The organism is Paenarthrobacter sp. A20 (genome assembly GCF_024168825.1).
Classification (GTDB): Bacteria; Actinomycetota; Actinomycetes; order Actinomycetales; family Micrococcaceae; genus Arthrobacter.
The window spans coordinates 473,407-498,869 of sequence record NZ_JALJWH010000001.1; the positions used below are offsets into that span (position 1 = coordinate 473,407).

A 25,463-nucleotide genomic window follows, 5' to 3' on the forward strand; every position below is an offset into this window, starting at 1 on the left:
CTTTGAGCCATGTCCACGAATCCCCTTCGCCATGCGCTTTCCCGCATGGGCGGCCGCGATCCCCATGAAAAGCACCGTACAGCCACTCCGTTGGAGCTGTTCTTCGACCTGACCTTCGTCATTGCATTCGGTGTTGCCGGCGGCCAGTTCGCCCATGCCGTGGCCGAGGCGCATTTCTGGCCAGGCTTGTTGGCATTTTCGTTCGCCATGTTCGCGGTGATCTGGGCCTGGATCAACTTCACCTGGTTCGCCAGCGCCTACGACACCGACGACTGGGTGTTCCGCGTCGTCACCATGGTTCAAATGCTGGGGGTGCTCATCCTGGCCATGGGCATCGAGCCAGTGTTCCACTCCATCATCGAGGGCAAGCACGTGGACAACGTCACCATGGTGCTCGGGTACATCGTGATGCGGGTGGCCCTGATCTTCCAGTGGCTGCGTGCTGCCCGCCAAGACCCCGAACGCCGCGAGACCTGTTTGCGCTACGCAAAGTACGTGGCAGCCATACAGGTCGGCTGGGTGGCGGTCCTCCTCATCGATGCGAACGTCCTCACGACGTTCCTCATGGCCACGCCCCTGTTCATCCTGGAGATGGCGGCACCGTACTTCGCCGAACGCAAGATCCGCACCCCTTGGCACGCCCACCACATCGCCGAGCGCTACGGACTCCTGGCCATCATTGCCCTGGGTGAGTGCCTGATCGGCGCCATCGAAACCCTGCGGGCGATCGTTGCCTTGCACGGTTGGACGCTGGATGCCGCCTTGGTTGGCCTCAGCGGAACAGGCTTGGCGTTCGCCATGTGGTGGATCTACTTCATCCTGCCCTCAGGTCCGGCGCTCCATTTCCAGCGGAACCGTTCGTGGGTCTTCGGGTACGGGCACATCTTCATCTTCGCTGCCATCGCCGCGACGGGAGCCGGCCTCCATGTCGCCGCCTACTTCATCGACCACGAAGCCCACATTCCTGCGGCCGCCGCGGTCGCCTCGATCGCGTTGCCGATCATCCTGTTCAAGGTGTCCCTGACAACGCTCTACAGCATCATGCTCGGGAGGGACCGCGAACTGATCTGGAGCACCACACTGGTGGTCCTTGCCCTTGCGGGAAGCATCGCCATGGCGGCGGCCGGGGCATCTGTACCGCTGTGCATGCTGGAGATGATGGTGGTCCTGGGCCTGTCCATCGCCTACGACGAACGCCGTGGGCACAAGGGCAGGGCGGCAGCGCTTCGACGGCTGGAAGCTGCCGCCGGCTAGGGTTCTCTTCGCGTTGTGAGGCCAACCTACTCGGGAACGATCTCGTCCAACTCCGCGATCAGGTACGGATTGATCCGCTCCAGGATCATCAGGATTTCCTCGCGGGGAACCGCCGTGTACAGCACTGGGCGGGCATCAGCATAGCGGGTCACCGGCGGCTTGTCCGGCCACTTCTCAGCGAGGGCTTGGACCCGCTCAGGGAGCGAGTTGTGGGCGTTGTCGGCGATCTTGACCAACGTGGCGTCGTGGTCCTCGGCAACGTAACGGATGCCGGCGTCGTAATCTTCCGGGTCATCGTGGAAGCGGCGGGTGACTCGTTCGATAATCGCGAGCGCCCGTTCAGAGACGCCCATGTCCAGCAACGCCTGCCGGGTGATGGGCGTGTCCTCAGCGATGTCGTGAAGGTAGCCGGCGATCTGGATGTCCTCGTCGAAGTCCGCGAGCGCATCGCCCACGGCCAGGACATGTTCCCGGTATGGACGTTTGAGCTTGTCTTTCTGCCGGTTGTGGGCCACCTCCGCCAGGACCTGGGCTGTCTCTACAGTGAAGCGTGGTTCGGTCATGCGGGCCTCCGGGTTGAACATGGGACCACGGGGATTGGTCCCATGTTCAGGCTATCCGCTGTTGAGTGACCGAAAGCGCGCTTTGCGGGTTGGGGACCTGTTTACCAATCCTGAACTGCGCGTGCGGCGATGGCGACGGTGACGGCCCTCGGCAAGCGCTGCGCGAACCCGGCCGCAATGCGGTTGACCCAGCCCGAGACGACGCTGCCGGGTGTTCCCTTGCGATCGAGGGCCTTGAGTGCAGTCCCCACAACCTGTGCAGAGGTCTGCATCTTGCCCACGGCCGCGGACTCACCGCCAAGGACTTCGAAGAACTCGGTGCGGGTTGCTCCGGGGCAAAGCGCCAGGACATTGAGTCCGGAATCCTTGGTCTCGTGGGCCACGGCTTCGGTGAAGCTCAGGACGAACGCCTTGGTGGCACCATAAACGGCCATGCCGGGGATGGGTTGGAATGCGGCCGTGCTGGCGACATTCACCAGGGCGCCCTTCCCGGAGGCGAGCAGGTTTGGCAGGAAAGCGCGGGTAATGTCCACGAGGGCGGCAACGTTCAGGGCAATCTCAGACGCGATGGTGTCCGGGTCCTCCTCGACCAAAGGACCATGGGTGCCGAAACCGGCATTGTTGATCAGCGTATCCACCGTGATTCCACGGCCGGCCAGCTCGTCGAAGAGCTCACGGCCAACGCCTGCGCGGCCCAGATCCATGGGGAGCACCGTCACGGTGACTCCGCTCTTGGAGCGCAGTTCCGTGGCCAGCTCCTCCAAGCGATCCACGCGCCGGGCAACCAGGACCAGGTTGGAGCCACGGGCAGCGAAGCGGTGGGCGAATTCAGCACCGAGTCCGGAACTGGCACCGGTGATGAGTGCGGTGGTGCCGGTGTAGGTCATGGTCATGGCATATCCAATCGGTTTGAGGCTGAAACTGATGTAGTCACTGTCAACATGGTAGGCAGTGTCTACTTTGTTGTCAATGACTACATTGGCCTAGACTTATCCCATGATCGAGCAGCCCTACCACCACGGCAAACTCCGGGAAGCCCTCCTGGAACGCGCCATGGAAACCATCGAAGAAGGCGGCGTTGACGGACTCTCCCTGCGGCAACTCGCCCGCGACGTAAATGTCAGCCACGGGGCCCCGGCCAAGCACTTCCGCGATAAACAAGCCCTGATTGATGCGATGGCACTGGCTGGCTTTGAGTCGATGAACAGCCTCATCCTGGAGGCCGCCCAGTCCGACAGCGATCTCCGCAGCCGCTTCGTCAGGGTTGGAAAGGCATACGTCGACTTCGCCGTTGCGCACCCGGCCCTCCTGACCGTGATGTACTCCACCAAGCACCACCCTGATTCCAGCACCGAATTGCGAAGCACAGGCGAGCAAGGGATCCAGGTTGCCCAGGACATGATCACCGAGGCACAGGAGGCCGGCGCCCTGGCTCCAGGCGACCCCGAAACGCTGGCCATGGTGTGCTTCGTGAGCCTCCACGGCGCCGCGCTGCTTGCTGCCGGCAATCATTTGGAGGGAACAACGGTGGACGCCGTAGTGGCCGCCACCACCGACACGTTATGGGCCGGCATGGCGGCCGGAGTCCGTTCCGCGCAGCTCGCGCAAGCAGCGCAGCCCAGCTAGGCGCCAAGCAGCACAGCTAGGCGCACAGCAGAGCTAGGCAGCGAGCAGAGCTAGGCAGCGAGCCCCGCGATCACTTCCCTCACCGCCGAGCTCAGCTGGAAGTTGCGGCAGCCCACTCCCCCGGGCTCGGCCTGCTGCGGCACGTACCCAAAGCCGAGTTCATACACGGGGTCCGCGAACCCCAACGATGCGCTGGCGCCGTCGTGTCCGAACGCGCGGTAGCTGCCGAACGGCATCCGGCTGTGCGACTTCATGAAAACTGTGCCAAAGCAGCCTGTTTCCCCAAAAACGCGGTCAATCCCGAACACCCGTTCGGCGGTCACCGCACGGATCGTTTCCTCGGTGAGAAGAGGCGCGACGGCGGCCTGACCGTCGGACACTGAAGCGTCGCCTTCGCCAACGAAGCCCGTCAAGGCCGCCGCATAGATCCTCGCCATTCCTTCGGCACTCGCCACGCCGGCAGCGGAACTCAACCCTGCTGCCCTCACTTCGCGGATGTTGGGCAGGTCCAGGATCTCACCCACCGCGGAGTTGGCCGCCAGGCCGAAGTGGCTGGCGGGATCCACCCATGGCCACGAAGGATCGGCGGCCCAACGGAACGGGGCAAACCGGGCTTCTTCGGAATCGGGCAGCCCGAGGTAGAAATGGGCTCCGGTCACCGCGCGGATCCGCTGTTCGAAGACTTTCTGCAGCGTGGAACCGGTGATACGGCGACACAGCTCTTCCATAAAAATGCCGATGGTCAGCGCGTGATATCCGAACGCCGCGCCCGGTTTCCACAGTGGTGGCAGCTTGGCGAGCTTCACCGCGGCGAGCTCGGAGTTATTAACCTCCTCAAGCGTCAGCCCGCCTTCTACGCCCAAAAGCCCGGCCTGATGGGACAGGAGCTGCCCAACGGTGATCGACGTTTTGCCCTCAACGCCAAACTCGGGCCAGTACTTGACCACCTCGACATCAAGGTCCAGAACTCCGTCCTGGACCAGCAGAGCCATGACCAGTCCCGCCATGCCTTTGGAACACGAAAATACGCCAGTCACCGAGTCCGGGCGGGTGTGCGGTCCGCCGCTAAGGTCCAGCACTTTGACGCCGCGGTGGTAGGCCGCGACTTGTGCAGAGTAGTCCGGATCCTGGTCGAGGAAACGGCCGAAGAGCTCGGCGACAGTTTCAAAACCTGGGGCGATCACCTGTGAATGCATCCAGACAGCCTACGTGGTGGGTCTCTCAGCTTCGGGGCGTTATCCACACCCAAGGCTCCTTCGGCAGGGTTCCAGGGCTGAATGCCGGGAGAGCCCCGGGCAACGGACCGGCTGGAAGATGGAGCGATTCAAGGATCAGGTCCCGCACCCGTTCCGCAGGAATTCCGACGGCGGCGAGGTCGCCCAGCGTGACCGCGCCGTCCCGCTTGGCCAGCCTGGCGCCGTCGTGGTTTACCACCAGCGGAACGTGGGCGTATTCCGGAGTCGGCAGGCCCAACAGCGTAGCCAAATACGCCTGCCGGGGAGTCGATGGAAGGAGGTCGTCGCCGCGCACCACCTGGTCAATTCCCTGGGCGGCGTCGTCCACCACGACTGCCAGGTTATAGGCGGTTACACCGTCGTTCCGGCGCAGCACGAAGTCGTCCACCACGCCCACGTACTTGCCATGCAACTGGTCCTCAACAGCCCACTCAGTAACGTCCGAAAGCAGGCGGATCGAGGCCGGACGTGAGGCGCGCCGGATCTCACGTTCGGCGTGGGAAAGCCGTCGGCACGTGCCCGGATACGCACCCTGAGGAGCATGCGGCGCGGACGGCGCCTCTTGGATCTCCCGCCGCGTGCAGAAGCATTCATAGGTACGGCCCTCATGGGCGAGGCGGGCGATCGCGTCGTCGTAGAGCGCCGCGCGCTCAGTCTGGCGTACGACGGCGGCGTCCCAACCGACGCCGATTGCCTCAAGATCGCGGAGCTGCTCCGCCTCCGCACCGGACCGGGCGCGGTCCAGGTCCTCGACGCGCAGCAGGAAATCACGGCCGCTGGACTTCGCGAACAGCCAGGCGAGGATGGCCGTGCGGAGATTGCCGACGTGCAACTCACCGGAGGGGCTCGGGGCGAAGCGGCCAGCAGAAGTCATGATCCAAGCCTATGCGGGTCTTTCGGGCCGGGCGGATTGTGCGCCTGAAGTCCCGGCAACGCAAGAGCCCCTCAGCTACCGCAACGATCCGGTGGCTCAGGGGCTCTTACTGTGCTGCCCGCACGAACGGGCGAGTGCAGAATGACAATGCTGTGAACAAGAGTCAATCAGCGGCTGCTTCCTTGCGGGAAACCTGTGCAGGGCTCCGGGTGGTGTTCCGGGTGCCTGGTGCCTGCGGGGTCCGGCGGTAGCCTCGTCCTGCTTCGTTGTCACCATTTGAGCAGGAGACATACAGTTGGTGCAACGGACAACGATAAGAATGGTCGATCTGACCAGTCTGCTGTGAAAACATGGACAGGAAGTGGTCACATTGCAGGAACTCGACGCCACGGACCGCCGGATCCTCGCCGCGCTTGATGAGGACCCGAGGGTGCCCATCATGGTGTTGGCCCAAAGGCTCCACCTCGCGCGGGGGACTGTTCAATCCCGCCTGGAGCGGATGACCGCGGCAGGGGCCCTGCGCCCGAACAGCAGCCGTGTACTGCCGTCCGCCCTGGGGCGCGGTGTTGCCGCCGCGGTCAGCGCAGAACTCGACCAGAGCCATTTGAACGAAGCCATCGCCGCCCTCCGGAACATCCCCGAAGTCCTCGAATGCCATGCACCCGCAGGCGACACCGACCTCATTATCAGGGTGGTGGCCAAAAGCCCGGACGACCTTTACCGGGTCTCCGAGGAAATTCGTCTATGTCCTGGAATCGTGCGAACGTCCACCAGCATGTTCCTCCGGGAAGTCATTCCGTATCGAACCACCGGCCTCCTTCAGGAGTAGGCACGCACGTTTATCCACATAGGGCAGTTGTGCCCATGTGCCAGTCTCTGGCCCCGGCCTAGGATGGGACAGATCAACGGCAGACAAATCTGGGGGCATAGTGGCGGGCAACTTCTACGGCGCAGACGTCGCGCAGCTGCGCCAGTTGGCCAAGGAACTGGCCCGCAAAGCGGACCGCCTCACGGATCTGGGACAACAGTTGTCAGGGTCAATCACCAACAGTCCATGGCGGGGGAACGACGGCGACCGCTTCCGTCATGAGTGGAACAGCTCGCATCTGCGGGCCCTCCAGAGCGCGGCGTCCGGCATAAAATCCGCCTCCGAGAGTCTTCTCAAGAACGCCCAGGAACAGGACACTGCCAGCACAGGTGGCGGTCCCGGTGGCGCAGGCTCCGGCGGAGCTGGTTCGTCGGGCGGGAACGGGCAGGAGCTCACGGACCTGCTGAACGCCATGACGCCCGGGGAACGTGCTGAATACCTCCGAAGCGACGAATTCAAGAGGTGGGCGCTCGAACATCCCGACGCAGCCAAGGCAGCCATGGATGCGGCCGCCGATTCGGGGCTTATCGAAAAGAAGTCACCCGAATACTCCCAATTCCTCAGCGATTACTGGAACCAGCAGGCCATGCGGGAGATGGGCATCGATCCCTCCACTTGGGACACCAGCAAGGGCACCGAGTACAACTGGGAAACCATCAAGAAGGTCTACGACTTCTACGGACAGGCCTTCCTGGCCAACCCGGACCTCCAATGGGCCGGCATGGCCAACATGATCGGCCCCTCCTTCGCCGGCGGCTTCAAGGACATGGCCATGCTGCGCGACCTCGCCCAGCAAATAGCCGACAACCCGGCCTCGGACATCCCCATCCCGGTGCTTGACCAGATCGAGCAACTGGCCGGCATGACCGATGCCGAGATCAAGTTCTATGAGACGTCCATGCTGGACATGAACAAAGAGATCTTCCTGGACCAGGCCCGCCAGCACCAGGCGTACATGAATGGCGGCATCGACGAGATCAACCGTCTCCGTGATTCCGGGGCCATCGACCCCGGAACTGCAGAGGCTTGGGCACAGATCGATTCCGGCGACCCCGCACAGGTCAAGGAGGGCAACACAGCCCTGTTGTACCGCGAGCAGAACGAAATCATCGCTGACGATTACACGAACATGCGCAACCACCCTGGCGGGGAAGCCGTGACCTACATGGTCACCCTGGCCGGTGAGCCATCCATCCCTGGAGCCAAGAGCTATCCCGAGGTCTTCCCTTACGAATTCAGCGTGGAGAGCCCGGGACCCGAGAACGTCCCCTTCACCAACTGGGATAACCCGGCACAGTTCCGCACGGATTTCACCACTGGGTTCCCGGACGGCAACATCGCCGATGCCGACCAACGGTGGGCGCTGATCCAGCAAGACACTCTCCCGGCCTACCAGGACCTGTTGGCCAACGATCCGCAGGAGGCCAGGGACATCATCGGATCAGACTTCAACGATCGCGTTGAGCAGTATCGGCCTACCAACAATATTCCCGGCATCATGGACCGGTTCCTGGATGGCTTCGACGCGGAGGTGCACCAATGATGCGGCCGTTCCGCGGGCTTCGTCAGCCAGCACTCTCCGTGGTTGTCGGTCTTGGACTCCTGGCCACGACCGCATGCCAAATGCCCGGCCCCGTTCCGCAGTCCCAGCCGTCAGAAACGTCCTCATCTTCCCAAGGGAGCACAGTGATTACCTCGGAATTCTCCACGCTCGACGCCGCAGGTGTTGACCGGATCAGGACGGACAAGCAGGCCCGGCTGGACATGAGCGGCGGTACCCTGCAGAAATCGGCCGTGCGTGTTTCCGGGGATAGCTACGGACCGGAAATCAATACTCAAGGCTCCGGCAAGATCAACCTCACGATCGTGGGCCCCAGTGGCGAGGTCAACGGCCAAACGGACCGCATCCGGTTCAAGACCACGGATGCCCGGCCCGACTTTACTGAGGTCACCTACTTCCTCACCGCAGATTCCTTGGACGGACTCAGCACTCTCATCCGCGACGGCGTGGAGAAGTACGGAATCGACTCCGATGACGCCGAGCGTTGGATTGACTCCGCCGGAAAGGACCCGGGGTCAAAGAGCGACTACTCGCTGACCTCAGGCACCAGCACAGGGCTTGAGGTGAACTACGACCTCCGCTTTGACGGCTCCAAGGACCAATACGTCATCATCGTTCACGTAAGCCCCGCCGACTGACCCGCCCGTTGCATGGAGATGGCTAGACGGGTGGACCAATGTTCGTCTTCAGGTTCTTCATCACCAGGGTTGATGTCAGGCGTTCCACCCCAGGAAGAGCTGCGAGCTCGTCGTCGTAGAAGCGCTGATAGGCAGGCAGGTCGGCGGCAATGACCTTCAGCAGGTAGTCCGGAGAGCCGAAGAGCCGCTGGGCCTCCACAATGTTGGGACTCGCTGTTACGCGCTCCTCAAAATCGGCCAGAATGGTGCGCTCCACCTGCCTGAGGGTGACAAACACAATCGCTTCGAAACCCAACCCCACCGCGGCAGGATCGATGTCGGCGCGGTAGCCACGGATCACCCCTGAGGACTCCAAATCACGAAGCCGCCGGTGGCATGGGGCTACGGTCAAGCCCACCTTGGAAGCGAGCGCCGTGGCCGTCATTCGCCCATCCTCTTTGAGGTGACGCAAAATGCTTCTATCAATTCCGTCAATCACGCAATAATCTTACCCAAAATTGCGGATACAGAGCTAAATCAGGGAACACTTATGGGGCCTTTTTCCCTAGAGTTTTCTTACCAACCAACTCTGGAGAGATCGTGAATCCGCAGCTGTTCCTCGCCTTCATGCTTGTGGCCGTCAGTTTGGCGTGCACCCCCGGCGTCGACTGGGCGTACTCGATTTCCGCCGGCCTCCGTCAACGGAGTTTCGTCCCCGCTGTTGCCGGCCTCTGCAGCGGGTACGTCATCCATACATTGCTGATGGCAGCGGGGTTGGCCGCACTGCTCGCAGGAGTCCCGGGACTCCTGGGGTGGTTGACCATCGCGGGCGCCGCGTACTTGCTTTGGCTCGGCGTGGCGACGATCCGCTCGTGGCGAGGGGCGAGCTTCAGTGCGGAAGGCGGCGTCGTGCAGTCCGGAAACCAGCTCCGAACGTTCATCCAGGGCATGGGTACCAGCGGCATTAATCCCAAGGGCCTGCTGTTCTTCGTCGCCTTGGTTCCGCAGTTCGTCAGCCCCGAGGCAGCGCTGCCCGTTCCGGTCCAGTCAGGCTTGTTGGGCCTGACCTTCGTAGTCCTTGCCGGTCTTGTCTACACCGGCGTGGCCTTGACGTCCCGGAAGTTGCTGGCTTCCCGGCCTGGCGCCGCGCGGGTTGTGACGCTGGTCAGCGGGATCATCATGATCGGACTCGGGACAGTGCTGTTGTCGGAACAACTCATTCCATTGCTGCCACTGCTGGCGTCGTCGGGCGCTTAGGCCGCCAGCAGCTCGTCCAGGCGCTCGTATCCTTCGATCACGCCGTAGTCCATGCCAGTGGCCAGGGCCATGTCGCGGGCTTCCACGGACGGATAGACCTCATGGGCCGACATCCGGGTCCTGCCATCGATTTCCTCGAAGGTGGTGGTGCTGATGACCACTTGGTTGGGAGCGCCGTCGAACTCGACTGTCTGGATGATCAACGCATCGGATTCAACGGTGTGGAAGACGCCGCGGAAGCCATACATCCCACTGTCGTCGCCACTTTCGTACCGCCAGCTGCCTCCAGTGGTGGCGTTGTACTCGGTAATCTTCGTGACGGTGCTGCGCGGGCCCAGCCATTTGGCCAACAGGTCCGGGTCAACGTGGGCTTTGAAGACTGCACTGACCGGGGCATCGAATTCGCGGACTGTGTCAACGAACGGGACGCCATCGCCGGCAGTGATTGTTGTTGGATTGCTCATTTCAGTTCCTCTTTCTTCTTTGCTGGTTGTGTTTAAGGTTCTTGTTCCACTGGGCTGGCGCCCAACAGGTCATCCAGGCGCCGGAAGCGGGATTCGGCGATCAGGCGGTACTGGTCAATCCAGGCCGTCAAACGCTCAAGCGCCGCTGCATCGAGATGGACAGGCCTCCGCTGGGCATCGCGGGAGCGGGTCACCAACCCAGCGTGCTCCAACACCTGGATGTGCTTTGAAACGGCTTGCTTGGTGATGGCGAATGGTTCCGCGAGCTCGTTGACAGTGGCATCTCCGCGGGAAAGCCGGGCAACGATGGCCCGCCTGACCGGATCAGCCAATGCCATGAAGGCCTTGTCCAAGGTGTCAGGGCCCGGAGCATCGTGTTGCATCGCCGCGTCACCCTTTCGTCATCATCATTAATCAACCGTTTGCTTGATCAACTACTTGGTTGATTACAACGATACGCCTCTCCTGTGGAAGGCACAATGGTTTTTTCCTACTCGCCGCCCAGCTGCCGGAAGTCGTTCTCCCACAACCTGCGCATTTCGGCGTCCTTGCGGATGACTTCCGAGGTCTCCAGCTCTGCCGGCGGGGCGGGCCGCTTGGACCGCGGAGTCAGGGTACGGCGGCCTTGGTCAACTGCCAGGAGTGCCCTGTCAGTGAGGGCGTCATTCTTCAACGCCAGATTGGTCTTCCGACGACGCAGGACTTCCTTCAAGGCAGCCTGCGCGGATTCGAAGTCGCCCCGGGCCCGCAGGGAACGTGCCCGGATCAACAACAACGCGGCCGAAAGGTCGTCCGTGTTGAGCAAACCCTCAGTCCAGAGCACAACGTCGCGGTGCCGCTGCAACGAGTATGCGGCTGTGCAGCGTGCCAGGGCAGAAGGCAACGACGGCGGCAGGCTCACCACAGCCTCCAGCGCCGACTCAGTCATCCCCATCTCCCGGAGGCAATGGGCCAGCGCCAGGAACACCGATTCCTCGCTGAACAAGACAGGAACCTCAATGCGTTCGGCAACCTCGACCCGGGTGACCACCTGCCCAAGGTAGATGGCCGAGAACTGGCTGGCGTCGTCGTCGATCCTTGTTGTCAGACCGCGCTGCAACAGCTCGGATGCCCTGAGGAACCCGCCGTGCTTGTATGCGAGCAGGCCAGCCATCACATTGCATAATCCGGCCCACCCCGGATTCATGCGGCCAAAAGCCAGGAGCCGGTCCGGTTCCGTGGACGTGAAGACGGCTTCGTGCATCGCCTTCGCTGTCTTGGGGGAGAGCATCTTCAGCCTCGGAACATTGCCCACCAAGGATAACTTCGCGTGGTCACGGCCGTTCAGGACCCCGGAGAGAACGTCATTGACACCGTCGGCCAAGCCGCGGACCGGTGTCCGGACGTAACCTTCCCGGAACGGTGTCAAATCCCGGGTGTCATGGAAGATCGTGTGCACGCGCCCGTTTGGAACTTGGCTCATGAAACCATGCTAACCGCCGCTGAACTGGGCACATCCCCTGCTATCGGAGGCATTTCAGGAGTATTATGGCGGCGTCGGCAAGGTTTTGCCACACCCCTTGCCGCAGGTCGGCTCTCCATGAGAAGAGCCGGTTAACCGCGTGAAAGGGAGGACTTGATGACCACCGCTTCGCACCCCGCCGAACACCACCACATGATGGGGTTGACACTTCGCAACACCGCCATGGGCGTTGGCATTGTATTTCTGCTGGTTGGTGTCCTGGGCTTCATCCCGGGAATCACCACCAATTTCGGCGCCATGACCTTTGCGGGACATGAATCCGGCGCCATGCTGCTTGGAGTCTTCCAAGTGTCCATACTCCACAACATCGTTCATCTGCTGTTTGGCGTGGCCGGCTTGGCCATGGCAAGGAACGCACGCATGGCCCGCCTGTTCCTCCTGGGCGGCGGCGCCGTGTACATCGTTCTTTGGATCTATGGCCTGGTCATCAACCAGGAAACAGGCGCCAACTTCGTTCCGTTCAACACGGCCGACAACTGGCTGCACCTGATCCTCGGCGTTGCCATGATCGGTTTGGGCGCCTGGCTGGGCAGGGATGCCATGGACGAATCACCGGCGGCGCGAAGGAACATGTAAACCTTCCTGCACGTCTTGTGAATCAACGACGGCGGCTGCCCCCTTCGTGGGGACGGCCGCCGTTTTGTTTTCGCCGAGGTTTTCTGGCTTTAGCGCGGGGCTCGTCCGCCCAACCGCGTGGTGACCTTGGCAGCTGCTGCAGCACACGCTTCGCCGAGGCTTGCCAGGGTGTCCTGCGAGACGCGGAATTTCGGCGCAGGGATCAGGACCGACGCCACGATGTCGCCCCGGTGGTCATAAACGGGAGATGCCACGCCCACCTCTTCGATGGACGTTTCCCCGAAGTTCACAGCCCAGCCGCGCTCCATCGACTCCTTCAGCCGCACAAGGTACGTCTCGACCGCGTCCTCGTCCATGCCAGAAAGGATGACCGAACCGCTGCGCAACAGCTGTCGCACGCGGTCCTCGTTCTCCGCGGCAAGGAACACTTGCACCGACGAACTCAGGGCCTCGTTGTAACGGGCACCCAGCGGAGCCAGGTGCTTGACCTGGTGCCTGCTGGGGATCTGTTCCACGCACATGGATTCGTTGCCGTTCCACACCATGAGCGCGCTGGTCTCCCCTGTACGTTCGGTGAGTTCGCGCAGCACGGGGTAGGCGACACGGCGCTCTTCGAGTTCCGCCAGGAGCGGGCCCGCCATGGCGATCATCCCCAGCCCCATGCGGAACCTGCGCGAATCGACGTCGCGCTCTACCAGGTTCTCCTGTTCCAGCGTCGCCAGGATGCGGGAGACGGTGCTCTTGTGCAGTCCGATCCGGCCCGCGATTTCAGTAACTCCCAAGAGGGGCTCGTCAGCCGTGAAGCTGCGAAGGACTGCTATGGCGTTGACGATCACCGACGTGCTTTTGTTATCGCCGTTGCTTGGAGCGTCGTTGGATTCCGAGGGGGTCATGGGTTCACTATATTTCGACGGCGGTCGCCGCGCCGGACCCGACTTGGCCAGTGGACACCGCGCACAGTATCCACCGGCCCAGGCACCTAGGCTCCGATGATGTTGTACTCGGGCCCAAACGGGAACTTGGTGATGTTCTCGGCGCCGTCTTCGCCAACCACCAGGATGTCGTGTTCGCGGTACCCGCCGGCACCCGGCTGGCCGTCAAGGACAGTGATCATTGGCTCCATGGACACCACCATGCCCGGCTCCAGCACGGTATCGATGTCTTCGCGCAGCTCAAGGCCGGCCTCACGGCCGTAGTAATGGCTGAGCACGCCGAACGAGTGTCCGTAGCCGAACGTGCGGTTGGCCAGGAGCCCGTGGCTGACGTAGATCTCGTTCAGCTCAGCGGCGATGTCCTTGCAGACCGCGCCGGGCTTGATGAGTTCCAGGCCGCGCTTGTGGACGTCCACGTTGACGTTCCACAGCTCCAGGGAGCGGGCATCCGGTTCGCCGTAGAACAGGGTCCGCTCCAAGGCCGTGTAATAGCCGCTGGTCATGGGGAAACAGTTCAGGGACAGAATGTCGTGTTCCTGGATCTTGCGGGTGGTGGCCCAGTTGTGGGCGCCGTCGGTATTGATGCCCGACTGGAACCAAACCCAAGTGTCGCGGATTTCGGAGTCCGGGAACGTGCGGGCGATCTCGTGCACCATTGCCTCGGTGCCGATCAGCGCGACCTCATACTCCGTGATGCCGGCCGTAATGGCGTTGCGGATGGCTTCGCCGCCCAGGTCGCCGATGCGGGCACCATGCTTGATGACCGCGATTTCCTCGTCAGACTTAATCATGCGCTGACGCATGGCCGCCTGGGCCACATCCACCAGTGTCGCGCCGGAGAAGGCGGCCTGGATCTTGTTTCGATTGTCCAGCGGCAACGAGTCGTCCTCGACGCCGATGCGGCGCGGGTTGATGCCGCGGGTTCGCAGGACTTCCTGGATGGCGTGGATGTAGTTATCACGACGCCAGTCCGTGTACACCAGGTTGTCGCCGTAGCTGCGGCGCCAAGGCATCCCGGCGTCGATATTTGCCGTAATGGTGACAGTGTCATCCTTGGTGACCACCATCCCGTAGGAGCGGCCGAAGTAGGTGAAGAGGAAGTCGGAGTAGTACTTGATGGAGTGGTAGCTGGTGAGGATGACGGCGTCGAGGTCCTTCTCGGCCATGATGCGGCGCAGGCCGCTGAGGCGACGCTCGAACTCTGCATCGGAGAACGTCAGCGAGACCTTCCCGCCATTGTTGAGGACCTTGGTGCGCTCGAGCTTGGCGACATCGTTGACGGCCTCGTTCTGGGTGATGGTCATGGTCTTTCCTTTCAAGGGGTTGGTAGTTCTAGTCCTGCAGCAAAGGCTTCTTGGAAGTCTCGGCGGCGAACAGGACTGCGATGAGGGAAACTATTGCGGCGGCCACGAGGTACCAACCGGGGGCCAGCTTGCTGGCGGTCATGCCGATCAGGAGGGTGGCCATGAACGGTGCGGTGCCACCGAACAAGGCGTTGGAGAGGTTGAAGCTGACGGCGAAGCCGGTGTACCGGACCTTCGTGGGAAAGAGTTCGGCGAGGAAACTGGGCAGGGTGCCGTCGTTGAGGGTAAGCATGCCGCCCAGCAGGATCTGCACCAGCACGATCACCAGGAAGTTCCGCGTGTCCAGGAGCATGAAGGCCGGCACTGTCAGCAGGATGAAGAGGACTGAGGCCGTGATGAGCATTCGTTTCCGGCCGAACTTGTCCGAGGCGATGCCCGTCAGGAAGATGAAGCCGATGTAGCTGGCCAGGGCAATGGTGGTGGCAAGGAACGACTCCGTGGCACCGAAGCCCAGTTCCTCGGACAAATACGTCGGCATGTAGCTGAGGATGACGTAGAACCCGACGGCGTTGAGCAGCACCGCGCCCGTGGCGATGATGAGCTGCTTCCGGTACGTCTTGAACATTGCCAAGGCCGGGGCTTTGACGCTGCTGTCCTTTTCAGCCAGTTCACGGAACGCAGGAGTGTCCTCGAGCTTGGTCCGGATGTACCTGCCGATGAGGCCCATCGGCGCGGCGAGCAGGAACGGCAACCGCCAGCCCCAGTCGCCCAGTTGCTCGGCGGTGAGCAACGAGCTTAGGAGCGCAGCCAGCAACGATCCCAGCAGCAGTCCCGCTGCTGTACTTGCAGGCACGACGGCGGCGTACAGTCCGCGACGATTCGGCGGCGCGTACTCCACCAGGAAGGCCGACGCCCCGGCGTACTCGCCTGCTGCGGAGAAGCCCTGGACGACGCGTACCAGGAGGAGCAGGATCGGCGCCATCACGCCGATGGTGGCGTAGCCCGGTATCAGTGCGATGCAGAACGTCGCCACCGACATCAGGACGATCGAGAGGGAGAGCGCCTGCTTCCTTCCGAGGCGGTCGCCGATATGGCCCCAGATGAAACCGCCGAGCGGCCTCACGAAGAAGCTGATGGCGAAGACACCGAACGTCGCGAGCAGGGCTGTTTGGCGGTCGGACTCGGGGAAGAAGACAGTAGAGATAGTGCCGGCCAGGTAGCCATAGACGGCGTAGTCGAACCACTCAACGAAGTTGCCGATGAAGCTGGCAGTGACCACACGACGTCGGGTGTCCTTGCTGACTGTGTTGTTGGGGCTGTGTTCGAGGATGTGGTTGGGGCCGGAGGCGGAGGAAGTGCCTTGCTCGGCTGCCACAGAGGATTCATTGCTCATGTGTCCACCAAAATCATTTGGGTTGCATTGAACGCAACGCTGTTGCACCAGACTATGTGTGAGCGACGCCACGGTCAAGGGTTATTTTGAATCCGAATTTTTAGCAAAAATTAAGCTCCGACTTACGCGGACTCTGATGGCATGAGTTGATTTTGTTGCGATAGCGCCAACCTAGTTGCACTAATCAACCGATCCCCTCTCACCTTTCGGTCCTTTTTCAATGACGCCCTCTCACCTTCCGACCCCTTTTCGGCAAACGCTCTCTCACCTGGGCGCTTGAGGCCCGACGTCGGCACTCAAGGAGGCATCGACGTCGGGCGCTGCCTTCTGGCGGCGGAGCACGCTGCCGCCGCCAAGACGAAGCCAGTCGGGACGCACGCGCACAACGGCGCCATGCAGCGGACGTGAGAGAGCGCCAGGAAAAACCGGCCTAACCGTGAGAGAGCGCCGGGAAAAACCGCGCAAACGGTGAGAGGGCGCCAGGAAAACCGGCCTAACCGTGAGAGAGCGCCAGGACAAACCGGCCTAACCGTGAGAGAGCGCCAGGAAAAACCGCGCAAACGGTGAGAGGGGGTCAGAGGACCTTGCGGATGGTCTCTTCGAAGCTGACTACGTGGTGCAGGGCGAGCTCGGCGGCCAGGTCTTCGTCGCCGTCGGCGATGGCAGTCAGGAGGTCGGCGTGCTCGGAGATATGGCCGGAGACGGAGGGCATTTTCTCGAGCATGTGGCACCAGATGCGGGTGGCCAGGTTGTCGTACCGGATGAGGACGTCTTCGAGGTGCGCATTGGCGGAGGCCTTGTAGATGAGCCGGTGCACCTGGATGTCGTAGCGCATGAGCTCTTGGGAGGAATTGTCCTGGCCTTCAAGATCACGGATGGCCGCTGCGACAGTGCGGAGTTCCGAACGCATGGAGGGACTGGCCATGCGGGCAGCCTTCCGGGACGCCAGGGGTTCCAGCAGCTCGCGGATCTCGGAGACCTCGGCGAGCTGCGTGATGTCCACGCCCGTGGCAAAGGTTCCGCGCCGGGGGTACGACACCACCAGATGATCGCTTTCAAGGCGCTTGATGGCTTCGCGGACAGGAGTGCGCCCGATGCCGAGTTCGGCGGCGATCTGGCCGTCGTTGATGGGGTCGCCAGGCTTGATGTCCAGCATGATGAGCCTGTCGCGCAGCAGCAGGTAGGCGTTCTCCGCCAGGGACGTACCCTGCGGAGCTGATTCCAGTGCTTCCAGTGCTGCGCTCATTGCTCTCTCCCGTTAGTCGCGTTCCCAGTCTGCTGGATGAGTTGGCGCAGACCTGTTGACGACTATGTGATCTCCAACATACTATGGCAATAGTTCTAATATATCAGTTGCCTAACAGATGGCTGCTTCAAGTACTTCAAAAGGAGAACACCATGGTTGAACCGCTGATCCGCCCGCTGGCACAGGCGGACCCGGAGGTCGATCAGGCGATCGCCCAGGAACTCATCCGCCAGCAGTCAACGCTGGAAATGATCGCCTCTGAGAACTTCGCCCCTACGGCCGTCATGGAGGCCCAGGGATCGGTACTGACCAACAAGTACGCCGAAGGTTACCCGGGCAAGCGCTACTACGGCGGCTGCGAGCACGTTGATGTGATCGAACAGCTGGCCATCGACCGCCTGAAGTCCTTGTTTGGCGCAGAGTTCGCCAACGTCCAGCCCCACTCCGGAGCCCAGGCCAACGCCTCGGCCATGCACGCGCTGATCACCCCGGGCGACACCATCATGGGCCTGAACCTCGCCCACGGCGGCCACCTGACGCACGGCATGCGGATCAACTTCTCCGGCAAGCTCTACAAGGTTGTTCCCTACGGCGTCCGCGAGGACACCCACACCGTGGATATGGCCGAAGTTGAGCGTCTCGCCCTTGAGAGCAAGCCACAGCTGATAGTCGCCGGCTGGTCCGCTTACTCACGGCAGTTGGACTTCGCCGAGTTCCGCCGCATTGCGGACTTGGTGGGCGCCTACCTCATGGTTGACATGGCCCACTTCGCCGGCCTCGTAGCAGCAGGACTACACCCCAGCCCGGTCCCCCACGCGCACATCGTCACCAGCACCACGCACAAGACCCTCGGCGGCCCCCGCGGTGGCGTGATCCTGACCAACGACGCCGACATCGCCAAGAAGGTTAACTCCGCAGTCTTCCCCGGCCAGCAGGGTGGCCCCTTGGAGCACGTGATTGCAGCCAAGGCCGTAGCCTTCAAAATGGCCGCCGAGCCCGAATTCCAGGAACGCCAGGTCCGCGTGCTGGAAGGCTCCAAGATCCTGGCCGAACGCCTCCTCCAAGATGACGTAGCCGCAGCCGGCATCTCCGTGGTCAGCGGCGGAACCGACGTCCACCTGGTGCTCGCCGACCTCCGCCACTCAGTACTTAACGGTCAGCAGGCCGAAGACACACTGCACCGGATCGGCATCACGGTCAACCGCAACGCAGTCCCCTTCGACCCCCGCCCGCCCATGGTTTCGTCGGGCCTGCGCATCGGCACCCCCGCCCTCGCCGCCCGCGGCTTCGGCGCCGAGGACTTCACCGAAGTCTCAGACATCATTGCGACGGCGTTGATCGCCGCAGCGAACAGCGGCACCGAAGCCGGCACCGAGGGTGACGTGACCCTGGACGAAACCACCGCCGTCGAACTCCGCCGCCGCGTGACCGCGCTGGCAGAGAAGTTCCCGCTTTACCCGCACCTGAACAACAACGGCAACGGCGCCGCAACCGAAGCAGAATTGATTGGAGCAGCCCAGTGAGTGCAGACCACCTCCCCGAACACCCGGACTTCCTCTGGCGCAACCCGGACCCGAAGAAAAGCTACGACGCCGTGATTGTGGGCGGCGGCGGGCACGGCCTGGCCACCGCGTACTTCCTGGCGAAGAACCACGGCATGACCAACATTGCCATCCTGGAAAAGGGCTGGCTGGCCGGTGGAAACATGGCCCGCAACACCACCATCATCCGTTCCAACTACCTCTGGGACGAGAGCGCTGCCATCTACGAGCACGCGCTCAAGCTCTGGGAAATCCTCCCGGAAGAGCTCGAGTACGACTTCCTGTTCAGCCAGCGCGGCGTCATGAATCTGGCCCATACCTTGGGCGATGTCCGCGAGAGCGTGCGCCGCGTGGGCGCCAACAGGCTCAACGGCGTTGACGCCGAATGGCTTGACCCGCAGCAGGTCAAGGAACTCTGCCCCATCCTGAACATCAGCGACAACATCCGCTACCCCGTCATGGGTGCCACCTACCAGCCGCGTGCAGGCATCGCCAAGCACGACCACGTGGCCTGGGCCTTCGCCCGCAAGTGCGACGAGCTGGGCGTGGACATCATCCAGAATTGCGAAGTCACCGGCTTCATCAAGGACGGCAACCGCGTCACCGGCGTCAAGACCACCCGCGGCACCATCAACACCGAAAAGGTGGGCCTCTGCGCCGCCGGCCACAGCTCGGTCCTGGCAGAAATGGCCGGCTTCCGACTTCCCATCCAGTCCCACCCGCTCCAGGCACTGGTGTCCGAACTGCACGAACCCGTTCACCCCACGGTGGTCATGTCCAACCACGTGCACGTGTACGTCTCCCAGGCCCACAAGGGCGAACTGGTGATGGGCGCAGGCGTCGATTCCTACAACGGCTACGGCCAGCGCGGCTCGTTCCACGTGATCGAGGAGCAGATGGCAGCAGCGGTCGAGCTCTTCCCGATTTTCGCCCGGGCCCACGTGCTCCGGACCTGGGGCGGCATCGTGGACACCACCTTGGACGCCTCGCCGATTGTTGGCCTCTCCCCGGTGGAGAACATGTTCGTCAACTGTGGTTGGGGAACCGGCGGCTTCAAGGGCACTCCGGCGGCCGGCCTGACGTTCGCCCACACCATCGCTACGGGCGCACCGCACAAGCTGAACAAGCCGTTCGCGCTGGAACGCTTCGAGACCGGTGCCTTGATCGACGAACACGGCGCCGCAGCCGTGGCCCACTAGCCAGGACAGGACAGGAAAGACATGCTCCTCATTTCATGCCCCAACTGCGGGCCCCGCGACGAAACCGAATTCCACTACGGCGGCCAAGCACACGTCGCCTACCCCGAGAGCCCGAATGACCTCACGGACCGTGAATGGGCTGAATACCTGTTCTACCGCGAGAACACCAAGGGAACCTTCGCCGAGCGTTGGGTTCACAGCACGGGCTGCCGCCAGTGGTTCAACATGCTCCGTGACACCGTGAGCTACGAAATCCACTCCATCTACGGGATGGGCCAGCCCCGCCCGGAGCTCCAAGCAAGCGTTGCCAGCGCCGGGACAAGCAAGAGCGAACCCTCCCAGCCGGGCGAGTTCAGCCAAGCCGGGGACTTCGGCCAGGCCGGCGAACCAGGCCTCGCCCCCGGAGCCAGCTCACCCACGGCCACCACCCCCATCTCCTCGGAAGGAGTCTAGAAGTGACCAGCAAGAACGCACGCCTCGCCACCGGCGGACGCATCGATCGCAGCATCTCTTGGCGCTTCACCGTGGACGGCCAGGAATTCACCGGCCACCCGGGTGACACCATCGCTTCGGCGCTGCTGGCCAATGGCCACATCAACGCCGGCAACTCCCTCTATGAGGACCGCCCCCGCGGCATCATGGCCGCCGGCGTGGAAGAGTCCAACGCCTTGGTCAAGATCGCTCCCCGCTTCCGCGGACATGTTGCCGAGTCCATGCTTCCCGCCACGGCAGTCTCGCTGGTGGACGGCATGAACATTGAGCTCTTGTCCGGCCTTGGCAAGCTTGATCCCAACGAGGACAAGGCCGAGTACGACAAGAAGTATGTCCACACGGATGTCCTGGTAGTCGGCGGCGGTATTGCCGGACTGGCGGCGGCCCGCGAAGCTGTCCGCACCGGTGCCCGCGTCATCCTCATTGACGACCAGCCCGAACTTGGCGGCTCCCTGCTCTCTGGCTCAACTGCCGAAGGCCTCGCAGATCAGATCGAAGGCAAAGCGGCCCTGGAATGGGTTGCGGACGTGGAAGCTGAACTGGTCTCCGCCGGCGAATGCACGGTGCTGAACCGCACCACGGCGTTCGGCTCCTACGATTCCAACTACTTCATCGCAGCCCAGAACCGCACGGACCACTTGAGCGTTCCGGCAGCGTCGGGTGTCTCCCGCCAGCGTATTTGGCACATCCGTGCCAAGCAGGTTGTCCTGGCTCCGGGCGCCCATGAGCGTCCGCTGGTGTTCGAGAACAACGACCGCCCAGGCATCATGCTCGCCTCGGCCGCCCGCACGTACCTCAACCGCTACGCCGTCGCCGCCGGTTCACGCGTCGTCATCAGCACCACCAACGACTCCGCTTATGCTCTCGCCGCGGACCTGCAGGCAGCAGGCGTGGCGATTGCCGCCGTCGTCGATGCCCGTCCGCAGCTCAGCGCGAAGGCCGCCGCCGCCGTCGAGTCCGGTATCCGGGTCCTCATCGGCAGCGCAGTGGCGGACACCTCTGCAGATGCCAACGGCCGCCTGAATGGCGTCACCGTCCGCAGCATTAACGACGACGGCGAACTCACCTCGGGCGTCGAACAGCTGGCTGCCGATCTGCTTGCCGTTTCCGGTGGCTGGTCTCCGGTGGTCCACCTCCACAGCCAGCGCCAGGGCAAGCTGCGTTGGGATGACGAGCTCGCAGCGTTCATTCCCACCAAACCGGTCCGCGACCAGCAGGTTGTTGGCGCAGGACGTGGCAGCTACGAACTGAAGGACTGCCTGGCAGAGGGCATCTGGGCGGGAGCGGCAGCATCCATCGCAGCCGGCTTCGAGTCCGCGACCACCCCGGTGGAACTGCAGGCTCCCGTGGCGAGCGCTCCCAGCCGCCAGCTTTGGCTGGTTCCCGGCCAGACCGGTGAGCCCGGCGAATGGCACCACCACTTCGTTGACTTCCAGCGCGACCAGTCCGTGGCAGATGTCCTCCGCTCCACCGGGGCGGGGATGCGGTCCGTGGAACACGTCAAGCGGTACACCTCCATCAGCACCGCCAATGATCAGGGCAAGACCTCGGGCGTCAACGCGATTGGCGTCATCGCCGCCGCGCTGAAGTTCGGCGGTGCCGAGAGCATTCCCGGCGTTGGCGAGATCGGCACCACCGCGTACCGCGCACCGTTCACGCCCGTGGCCTTCGCAGCGTTGGCAGGCCGCCAGCGTGGCGAACTGTTCGACCCCGCCCGCGTCACCTCCATCCACCCGTGGCACGTTGCCCAGGGCGCACTGTTCGAAGATGTCGGGCAGTGGAAGCGCCCCTGGTACTACCCGCAGGCCGGGGAAGACATGGACACAGCAGTCCTGCGTGAATGCGCAGCCGTCCGCGACTCCGTGGGCTTCATGGATGCCACCACGCTGGGCAAGATCGAGATCCGCGGCAAGGACGCGGGCGAATTCCTGAACCGCGTTTACACCAACGCGTTCAAGAAGCTCGCCCCGGGATCCGCCCGCTACGGTGTCATGTGCACCCTGGACGGCATGATCTTCGACGACGGCGTGACCCTCCGCTTGGACGATGACCGCTACTTCATGACCACCACCACCGGCGGCGCAGCCAAGGTGCTGGACTGGCTGGAAGAGTGGCACCAGACGGAGTGGCCGGAACTCGATGTGGTCTGCACGTCCGTCACGGAGCAGTGGAGCACCATCGCCGTCGTTGGCCCGAAGTCCCGCGCCGTGATCGCCAAGGTTGCTCCGCAGCTGGCCGAAAACGGTGGCCTGGATGCCGAAGCCTTCCCGTTCATGACCTTCCGCGAGACCACGCTGGCCTCCGGGGTGCAGGCACGCGTTTGCCGCATCTCCTTCTCCGGCGAATTGGCCTACGAAATCAATATCCCGTCCTGGTACGGACTCAACACCTGGGAAGCCGTTGCTGCCGCAGGTGCCGAGTTCAACATCACCCCCTACGGCACCGAAACCATGCACGTGCTCCGCGCCGAGAAGGGCTACCCGATCGTCGGGCAGGACACCGACGGCACGGTCACGCCGCAGGACGCCGGCATGGACTGGATCGTCTCCAAGGCCAAGGACTTCATCGGCAAGCGCTCCTACCTCCGTCAGGACGCCAGCCGCGAAGACCGGAAGCACCTGGTCAGCGTCCTTCCCGTGGACCACTCGTTGCGCTTGCCGGAAGGCACCCAGCTGGTGGAAAAGGGCATCCCGGTCAACCCGGCTAATGGACCCGTCCCCATGGAGGGCTTCGTGACCTCCAGCTACCACAGCGCCGCGCTGGGCCGTTCCTTCGCCCTGGCTCTCATTCAAAACGGCCGCAACCGCATCGGCGAGACCCTTGTGGCCTCGCTGGGAGACCAATTGGTGGACGTGGTTGTTGGCGAAACCGTACTTTTCGATGCTGAAGGGACCCGCAAAGATGGCTGAAACAGCAACACCAGCAGAAACCGCACACGTCGACCGCGTCCGGGGCGCCCGCCGCAGCCCGGCCGAGCACTTGGCTGACGCTTTCACCTCCGGCTCCGTGCCGGGCACGGTGACGCTCACCGAAATCCCCTACCAGGCCATGGTGGGCGTTCGGGTTCACCGAACGTCCGACGCCGGTGCCCGCGTGGCGTCCGTGACCGGCGGCTTGCCTGCCGCTTGCGGTGACGTGACGGGCAGCGGTTCCGTGAACACCCTGTGGCTTGGCCCTACCGAATTCATGGTCGTCGCACCCGAGGAAGCCCACGATTCCCTCGGAGGCTCTTTGGTCAGCGATCTGACCACGGCCCTCGGTGGAGACGCAGGCCAGGTGGTGGACCTGTCCGCCAACCGCACCACGTTCGAGCTCTCCGGCAGCCACGCCCGCGCAGTGCTGGAGAAGACCTGCGCCTTGGACCTGCACCCACGGGTCTTCAAGACCGGGACAGCTGTTTCCACCGAGCTCGCCCACATCCCGGTGATGCTCTGGAAGACCTCTGACGAGTCCTACCGGATCTTTCCCCGGGCCTCGTTTGCCGATTTCCTGGGACGCTGGCTCCTCGACGCCATGCGGGAGTACGCCTCCCCAGAGGTCCCCTAATGGCATTGAGTGTGCTTGATCTGTTTTCTGTTGGCATCGGGCCGTCGTCTTCCCACACGGTAGGCCCGATGCGCGCGGCAAAGCAGTTCACGGACGGTCTTGAATCGTCCGGCCAGCTTCCGGCTACGGTGCGCGTCCAGGCTGAGCTTTTCGGCTCCCTGGGCGCCACCGGCCGGGGCCACGGCTCAGACAAGGCCGTGGTGCTGGGGCTGCAAGGCCACTCCCCCGAAACCGTGGACACCACCACTGCCGATGACCAGGTCGCAGCTGCCGCACTCGATGCAGAGCTACGCCTGGGCGGCAACCACCGCGTGGACTTCAACTGGGACGAGGACGTGGTCCTGCACCGGCGCAAGTCGTTGCCGGCGCACCCCAACGGCATGACGTTCCGCGCGCTGGACCACAGCGGCTCGGTCCTGCGGGAACGCAGCTACTACTCCATCGGAGGCGGCTTTGTGGTGGACGGGGACGTCTCCGGAGCCGACAAAGTGGTAGCCGATGACACCGTTCTGCCCTACCCCTTCACCACTGCCGATGAGCTCCTGGCCATCTGCGGCCGCGAAGGCAAGTCCATCTCGGACATCATGCTGGCCAACGAGCTCGTGTGGCGTACGGAAGAAGAGCTACGCGAACGGCTGCTGGGCATCTGGGCCGTCATGCAGGAATGCGTGGAGAACGGCTGCTCTGCCGAGGGAATCCTACCCGGAGGCCTGAAGGTCAGGCGACGGGCGCCGTCGTTGTTCAAAAAGCTTTCCGAGACCGACGCGGACCTGAACGGAGCAAGTTCAGCGGATCCCCTCCTCGCCATGGAATGGGTCAACCTGTTCGCCCTGGCCGTGAACGAGGAAAACGCCGCGGGCGGCAGGATCGTCACCGCGCCCACCAACGGTGCAGCCGGCATTGTCCCGGCAGTGCTGCACTATTACACCAAGTTTGTGCCGGGAGCCAACGACGACGGAGTCGTGCGCTTCCTGCTGGCGGCGGCCGCCGTCGGAATTCTGTTCAAGATCAACGCATCCATTTCGGGTGCCGAAGTCGGCTGCCAAGGCGAGGTTGGTTCCGCCTGCTCCATGGCCGCTGCGGGGCTCTGCGAAGTCCTCGGCGGAACGCCTGAGCAGGTGGAAAATGCTGCCGAGGTGGGCATCGAACACAACCTGGGACTCACCTGCGATCCCGTGGGCGGGCTGGTGCAGATCCCCTGCATCGAACGCAACGCAATCGCCAGCGTGAAGGCCATCAACGCCGCCCGCCTCGCCCTGCACGGCGATGGCAGCCACAAAGTGTCCTTGGACAAAGCCATCAAGACCATGCGCGAAACAGGCGCGGACATGAAATCAAAGTACAAGGAGACCTCCCGTGGAGGCCTCGCCGTCAACGTAGTGGAGTGCTAGCC

Annotated in this window: 25 protein-coding genes; 13 read left to right on the forward strand and 12 right to left on the reverse strand. The window is 63.1% G+C overall.

Annotated features, from left to right (window positions below):
* Window positions 1-9 precede the first annotated feature (9 nt).
* A complete protein-coding gene (locus J3D46_RS02235; RefSeq protein ID WP_231340275.1) occupies window positions 10-1,254 on the forward strand; it encodes a low temperature requirement protein A in 1,245 nt (414 codons plus the stop codon).
* 26 nt (window positions 1,255-1,280) lie between these two features.
* Here J3D46_RS02235 and J3D46_RS02240 read toward each other — a convergent pair whose 3' ends face one another.
* The gene (locus tag J3D46_RS02240; RefSeq protein WP_159708288.1) at window positions 1,281-1,817 is read right to left on the reverse strand and encodes a phosphohydrolase; all 537 of its coding nucleotides are present in this window, start codon (window positions 1,815-1,817) and stop codon (window positions 1,281-1,283) included.
* Window positions 1,818-1,918: 101 nt separating this feature from the next.
* Window positions 1,919-2,710, reverse strand: coding sequence for an SDR family oxidoreductase (locus tag J3D46_RS02245; protein WP_231340274.1), 792 nt, complete (start codon window positions 2,708-2,710; stop codon window positions 1,919-1,921).
* A gap of 103 nt (window positions 2,711-2,813) precedes the next feature.
* On the opposite strand from J3D46_RS02245, the gene J3D46_RS02250 reads away from it, so the two are divergent.
* Window positions 2,814-3,443, forward strand: a complete 630-nt coding sequence (locus J3D46_RS02250; RefSeq protein WP_231340273.1) for a TetR/AcrR family transcriptional regulator — start codon at window positions 2,814-2,816, stop codon at window positions 3,441-3,443.
* Between the two features lie 50 nt (window positions 3,444-3,493).
* On the opposite strand, the gene J3D46_RS02255 is transcribed toward J3D46_RS02250, so the two are convergent.
* Both J3D46_RS02255 and gluQRS read right to left on the reverse strand, forming a co-directional pair.
* Entirely contained in the window at window positions 3,494-4,639 is a 1,146-nt protein-coding gene (locus J3D46_RS02255; RefSeq protein WP_231340272.1) for a serine hydrolase domain-containing protein, read from the reverse strand.
* A gap of 25 nt (window positions 4,640-4,664) precedes the next feature.
* Window positions 4,665-5,552: a tRNA glutamyl-Q(34) synthetase GluQRS gene (gluQRS, locus tag J3D46_RS02260; RefSeq protein WP_231340271.1), complete on the reverse strand. Its 888-nt coding sequence runs from the start codon at window positions 5,550-5,552 to the stop codon at window positions 4,665-4,667.
* A gap of 370 nt (window positions 5,553-5,922) precedes the next feature.
* On the opposite strand from gluQRS, the gene J3D46_RS02265 reads away from it, so the two are divergent.
* The 3 genes from J3D46_RS02265 (at window position 5,923) to J3D46_RS02275 (ending at window position 8,619) form a co-directional block, all read left to right on the forward strand.
* Complete coding sequence (locus tag J3D46_RS02265) at window positions 5,923-6,381, forward strand: Lrp/AsnC family transcriptional regulator (protein WP_231340290.1); 459 nt, start codon at window positions 5,923-5,925, stop codon at window positions 6,379-6,381.
* A gap of 100 nt (window positions 6,382-6,481) precedes the next feature.
* Window positions 6,482-7,963, forward strand: coding sequence for a WXG100 family type VII secretion target (locus J3D46_RS02270; RefSeq protein ID WP_231340270.1), 1,482 nt, complete (start codon window positions 6,482-6,484; stop codon window positions 7,961-7,963).
* Window positions 7,964-8,106: 143 nt separating this feature from the next.
* Window positions 8,107-8,619 (forward strand): hypothetical protein, encoded by a 513-nt coding sequence (locus tag J3D46_RS02275; protein ID WP_308102714.1) that lies wholly within the window; start codon window positions 8,107-8,109, stop codon window positions 8,617-8,619.
* A gap of 22 nt (window positions 8,620-8,641) precedes the next feature.
* On the opposite strand, the gene J3D46_RS02280 is transcribed toward J3D46_RS02275, so the two are convergent.
* Window positions 8,642-9,097: an Lrp/AsnC family transcriptional regulator gene (locus J3D46_RS02280; RefSeq protein ID WP_231340269.1), complete on the reverse strand. Its 456-nt coding sequence runs from the start codon at window positions 9,095-9,097 to the stop codon at window positions 8,642-8,644.
* A 101-nt stretch (window positions 9,098-9,198) separates the two neighbouring features.
* Between J3D46_RS02280 and J3D46_RS02285 the strand changes: the two genes are divergently transcribed.
* Window positions 9,199-9,855, forward strand: coding sequence for a LysE family translocator (locus tag J3D46_RS02285; protein WP_231340268.1), 657 nt, complete (start codon window positions 9,199-9,201; stop codon window positions 9,853-9,855).
* Here J3D46_RS02285 and J3D46_RS02290 read toward each other — a convergent pair.
* From J3D46_RS02290 to J3D46_RS02300, 3 genes are all read right to left on the reverse strand, one after another.
* Window positions 9,852-10,319 carry an SRPBCC family protein gene (locus tag J3D46_RS02290; RefSeq protein ID WP_231340267.1) on the reverse strand — a complete coding sequence of 156 codons (468 nt, stop codon included), beginning with the start codon at window positions 10,317-10,319 and terminating at the stop codon, window positions 9,852-9,854. The two genes, J3D46_RS02285 and J3D46_RS02290, sit on opposite strands and share 4 nt — an antisense overlap.
* A gap of 32 nt (window positions 10,320-10,351) precedes the next feature.
* Window positions 10,352-10,702, reverse strand: a complete 351-nt coding sequence (locus J3D46_RS02295) for a helix-turn-helix transcriptional regulator (protein ID WP_231340266.1) — start codon at window positions 10,700-10,702, stop codon at window positions 10,352-10,354.
* A gap of 107 nt (window positions 10,703-10,809) precedes the next feature.
* A complete protein-coding gene (locus tag J3D46_RS02300; protein WP_231340265.1) occupies window positions 10,810-11,781 on the reverse strand; it encodes a hypothetical protein in 972 nt (323 codons plus the stop codon).
* A gap of 156 nt (window positions 11,782-11,937) precedes the next feature.
* Between J3D46_RS02300 and J3D46_RS02305 the strand changes: the two genes are divergently transcribed.
* Complete coding sequence (locus J3D46_RS02305) at window positions 11,938-12,417, forward strand: DUF4383 domain-containing protein (RefSeq protein WP_159708264.1); 480 nt, start codon at window positions 11,938-11,940, stop codon at window positions 12,415-12,417.
* A gap of 89 nt (window positions 12,418-12,506) precedes the next feature.
* Here J3D46_RS02305 and J3D46_RS02310 read toward each other — a convergent pair whose 3' ends face one another.
* From J3D46_RS02310 to J3D46_RS02325, 4 genes are all read right to left on the reverse strand, one after another.
* Window positions 12,507-13,310, reverse strand: a complete 804-nt coding sequence (locus J3D46_RS02310; RefSeq protein ID WP_231340264.1) for an IclR family transcriptional regulator — start codon at window positions 13,308-13,310, stop codon at window positions 12,507-12,509.
* Window positions 13,311-13,396: 86 nt separating this feature from the next.
* Window positions 13,397-14,653 carry an aminopeptidase P family protein gene (locus J3D46_RS02315; protein WP_231340263.1) on the reverse strand — a complete coding sequence of 419 codons (1,257 nt, stop codon included), beginning with the start codon at window positions 14,651-14,653 and terminating at the stop codon, window positions 13,397-13,399.
* A gap of 28 nt (window positions 14,654-14,681) precedes the next feature.
* A complete protein-coding gene (locus tag J3D46_RS02320) occupies window positions 14,682-16,046 on the reverse strand; it encodes an MFS transporter (RefSeq protein ID WP_231340262.1) in 1,365 nt (454 codons plus the stop codon).
* A gap of 574 nt (window positions 16,047-16,620) precedes the next feature.
* Window positions 16,621-17,292, reverse strand: coding sequence for a GntR family transcriptional regulator (locus tag J3D46_RS02325; RefSeq protein ID WP_253464867.1), 672 nt, complete (start codon window positions 17,290-17,292; stop codon window positions 16,621-16,623).
* A gap of 152 nt (window positions 17,293-17,444) precedes the next feature.
* On the opposite strand from J3D46_RS02325, the gene glyA reads away from it, so the two are divergent.
* From glyA to J3D46_RS02355, 6 genes are read left to right on the forward strand one after another with little or no spacing between them, the layout of a single operon-like run.
* On the forward strand, window positions 17,445-18,815 hold the full coding sequence (glyA, locus tag J3D46_RS02330) for a serine hydroxymethyltransferase (RefSeq protein ID WP_253464869.1): 1,371 nt from the start codon (window positions 17,445-17,447) through the stop codon (window positions 18,813-18,815).
* Entirely contained in the window at window positions 18,812-20,032 is a 1,221-nt protein-coding gene (locus J3D46_RS02335; protein ID WP_026542964.1) for a sarcosine oxidase subunit beta family protein, read from the forward strand. The genes glyA and J3D46_RS02335 overlap by 4 nt, the downstream gene beginning before the upstream one ends.
* A 21-nt stretch (window positions 20,033-20,053) precedes the next feature.
* On the forward strand, window positions 20,054-20,485 hold the full coding sequence (locus J3D46_RS02340) for a sarcosine oxidase subunit delta (protein ID WP_253464871.1): 432 nt from the start codon (window positions 20,054-20,056) through the stop codon (window positions 20,483-20,485).
* Window positions 20,486-20,487: 2 nt separating this feature from the next.
* Entirely contained in the window at window positions 20,488-23,433 is a 2,946-nt protein-coding gene (locus J3D46_RS02345) for a sarcosine oxidase subunit alpha family protein (protein ID WP_253464874.1), read from the forward strand.
* Window positions 23,426-24,070 carry a sarcosine oxidase subunit gamma gene (locus J3D46_RS02350; RefSeq protein WP_231340257.1) on the forward strand — a complete coding sequence of 215 codons (645 nt, stop codon included), beginning with the start codon at window positions 23,426-23,428 and terminating at the stop codon, window positions 24,068-24,070. Before J3D46_RS02345 ends, J3D46_RS02350 begins: the two co-directional genes overlap by 8 nt.
* Window positions 24,070-25,461: an L-serine ammonia-lyase gene (locus tag J3D46_RS02355; protein ID WP_253464876.1), complete on the forward strand. Its 1,392-nt coding sequence runs from the start codon at window positions 24,070-24,072 to the stop codon at window positions 25,459-25,461. Before J3D46_RS02350 ends, J3D46_RS02355 begins: the two co-directional genes overlap by 1 nt.
* Window positions 25,462-25,463: the final 2 nt, after the last annotated feature.

Excerpts from the sequence above, each read along its gene's own strand:
- J3D46_RS02295 (WP_231340266.1), bottom strand. The coding sequence starts at position 10,702 with ATGCAACACGATGCTCCGGGCCCTGACACCTTGGACAAGGCCTTCATG.
- J3D46_RS02350 (WP_231340257.1), top strand. The coding sequence starts at position 23,426 with ATGGCTGAAACAGCAACACCAGCAGAAACCGCACACGTCGACCGCGTC.
- gluQRS (WP_231340271.1), bottom strand. The coding sequence starts at position 5,552 with ATGACTTCTGCTGGCCGCTTCGCCCCGAGCCCCTCCGGTGAGTTGCAC.
- J3D46_RS02245 (WP_231340274.1), bottom strand. The coding sequence starts at position 2,710 with ATGACCATGACCTACACCGGCACCACCGCACTCATCACCGGTGCCAGT.
- J3D46_RS02340 (WP_253464871.1), top strand. The coding sequence starts at position 20,054 with ATGCTCCTCATTTCATGCCCCAACTGCGGGCCCCGCGACGAAACCGAA.
- J3D46_RS02240 (WP_159708288.1), bottom strand. The coding sequence starts at position 1,817 with ATGACCGAACCACGCTTCACTGTAGAGACAGCCCAGGTCCTGGCGGAG.
- J3D46_RS02320 (WP_231340262.1), bottom strand. The coding sequence starts at position 16,046 with ATGAGCAATGAATCCTCTGTGGCAGCCGAGCAAGGCACTTCCTCCGCC.
- J3D46_RS02300 (WP_231340265.1), bottom strand. The coding sequence starts at position 11,781 with ATGAGCCAAGTTCCAAACGGGCGCGTGCACACGATCTTCCATGACACC.
- J3D46_RS02315 (WP_231340263.1), bottom strand. The coding sequence starts at position 14,653 with ATGACCATCACCCAGAACGAGGCCGTCAACGATGTCGCCAAGCTCGAG.
- glyA (WP_253464869.1), top strand. The coding sequence starts at position 17,445 with ATGGTTGAACCGCTGATCCGCCCGCTGGCACAGGCGGACCCGGAGGTC.
- J3D46_RS02250 (WP_231340273.1), top strand. The coding sequence starts at position 2,814 with ATGATCGAGCAGCCCTACCACCACGGCAAACTCCGGGAAGCCCTCCTG.
- J3D46_RS02325 (WP_253464867.1), bottom strand. The coding sequence starts at position 17,292 with ATGAGCGCAGCACTGGAAGCACTGGAATCAGCTCCGCAGGGTACGTCC.
- J3D46_RS02255 (WP_231340272.1), bottom strand. The coding sequence starts at position 4,639 with ATGCATTCACAGGTGATCGCCCCAGGTTTTGAAACTGTCGCCGAGCTC.
- J3D46_RS02235 (WP_231340275.1), top strand. The coding sequence starts at position 10 with ATGTCCACGAATCCCCTTCGCCATGCGCTTTCCCGCATGGGCGGCCGC.
- J3D46_RS02290 (WP_231340267.1), bottom strand. The coding sequence starts at position 10,319 with ATGAGCAATCCAACAACAATCACTGCCGGCGATGGCGTCCCGTTCGTT.
- J3D46_RS02355 (WP_253464876.1), top strand. The coding sequence starts at position 24,070 with ATGGCATTGAGTGTGCTTGATCTGTTTTCTGTTGGCATCGGGCCGTCG.
- J3D46_RS02310 (WP_231340264.1), bottom strand. The coding sequence starts at position 13,310 with ATGACCCCCTCGGAATCCAACGACGCTCCAAGCAACGGCGATAACAAA.
- J3D46_RS02305 (WP_159708264.1), top strand. The coding sequence starts at position 11,938 with ATGACCACCGCTTCGCACCCCGCCGAACACCACCACATGATGGGGTTG.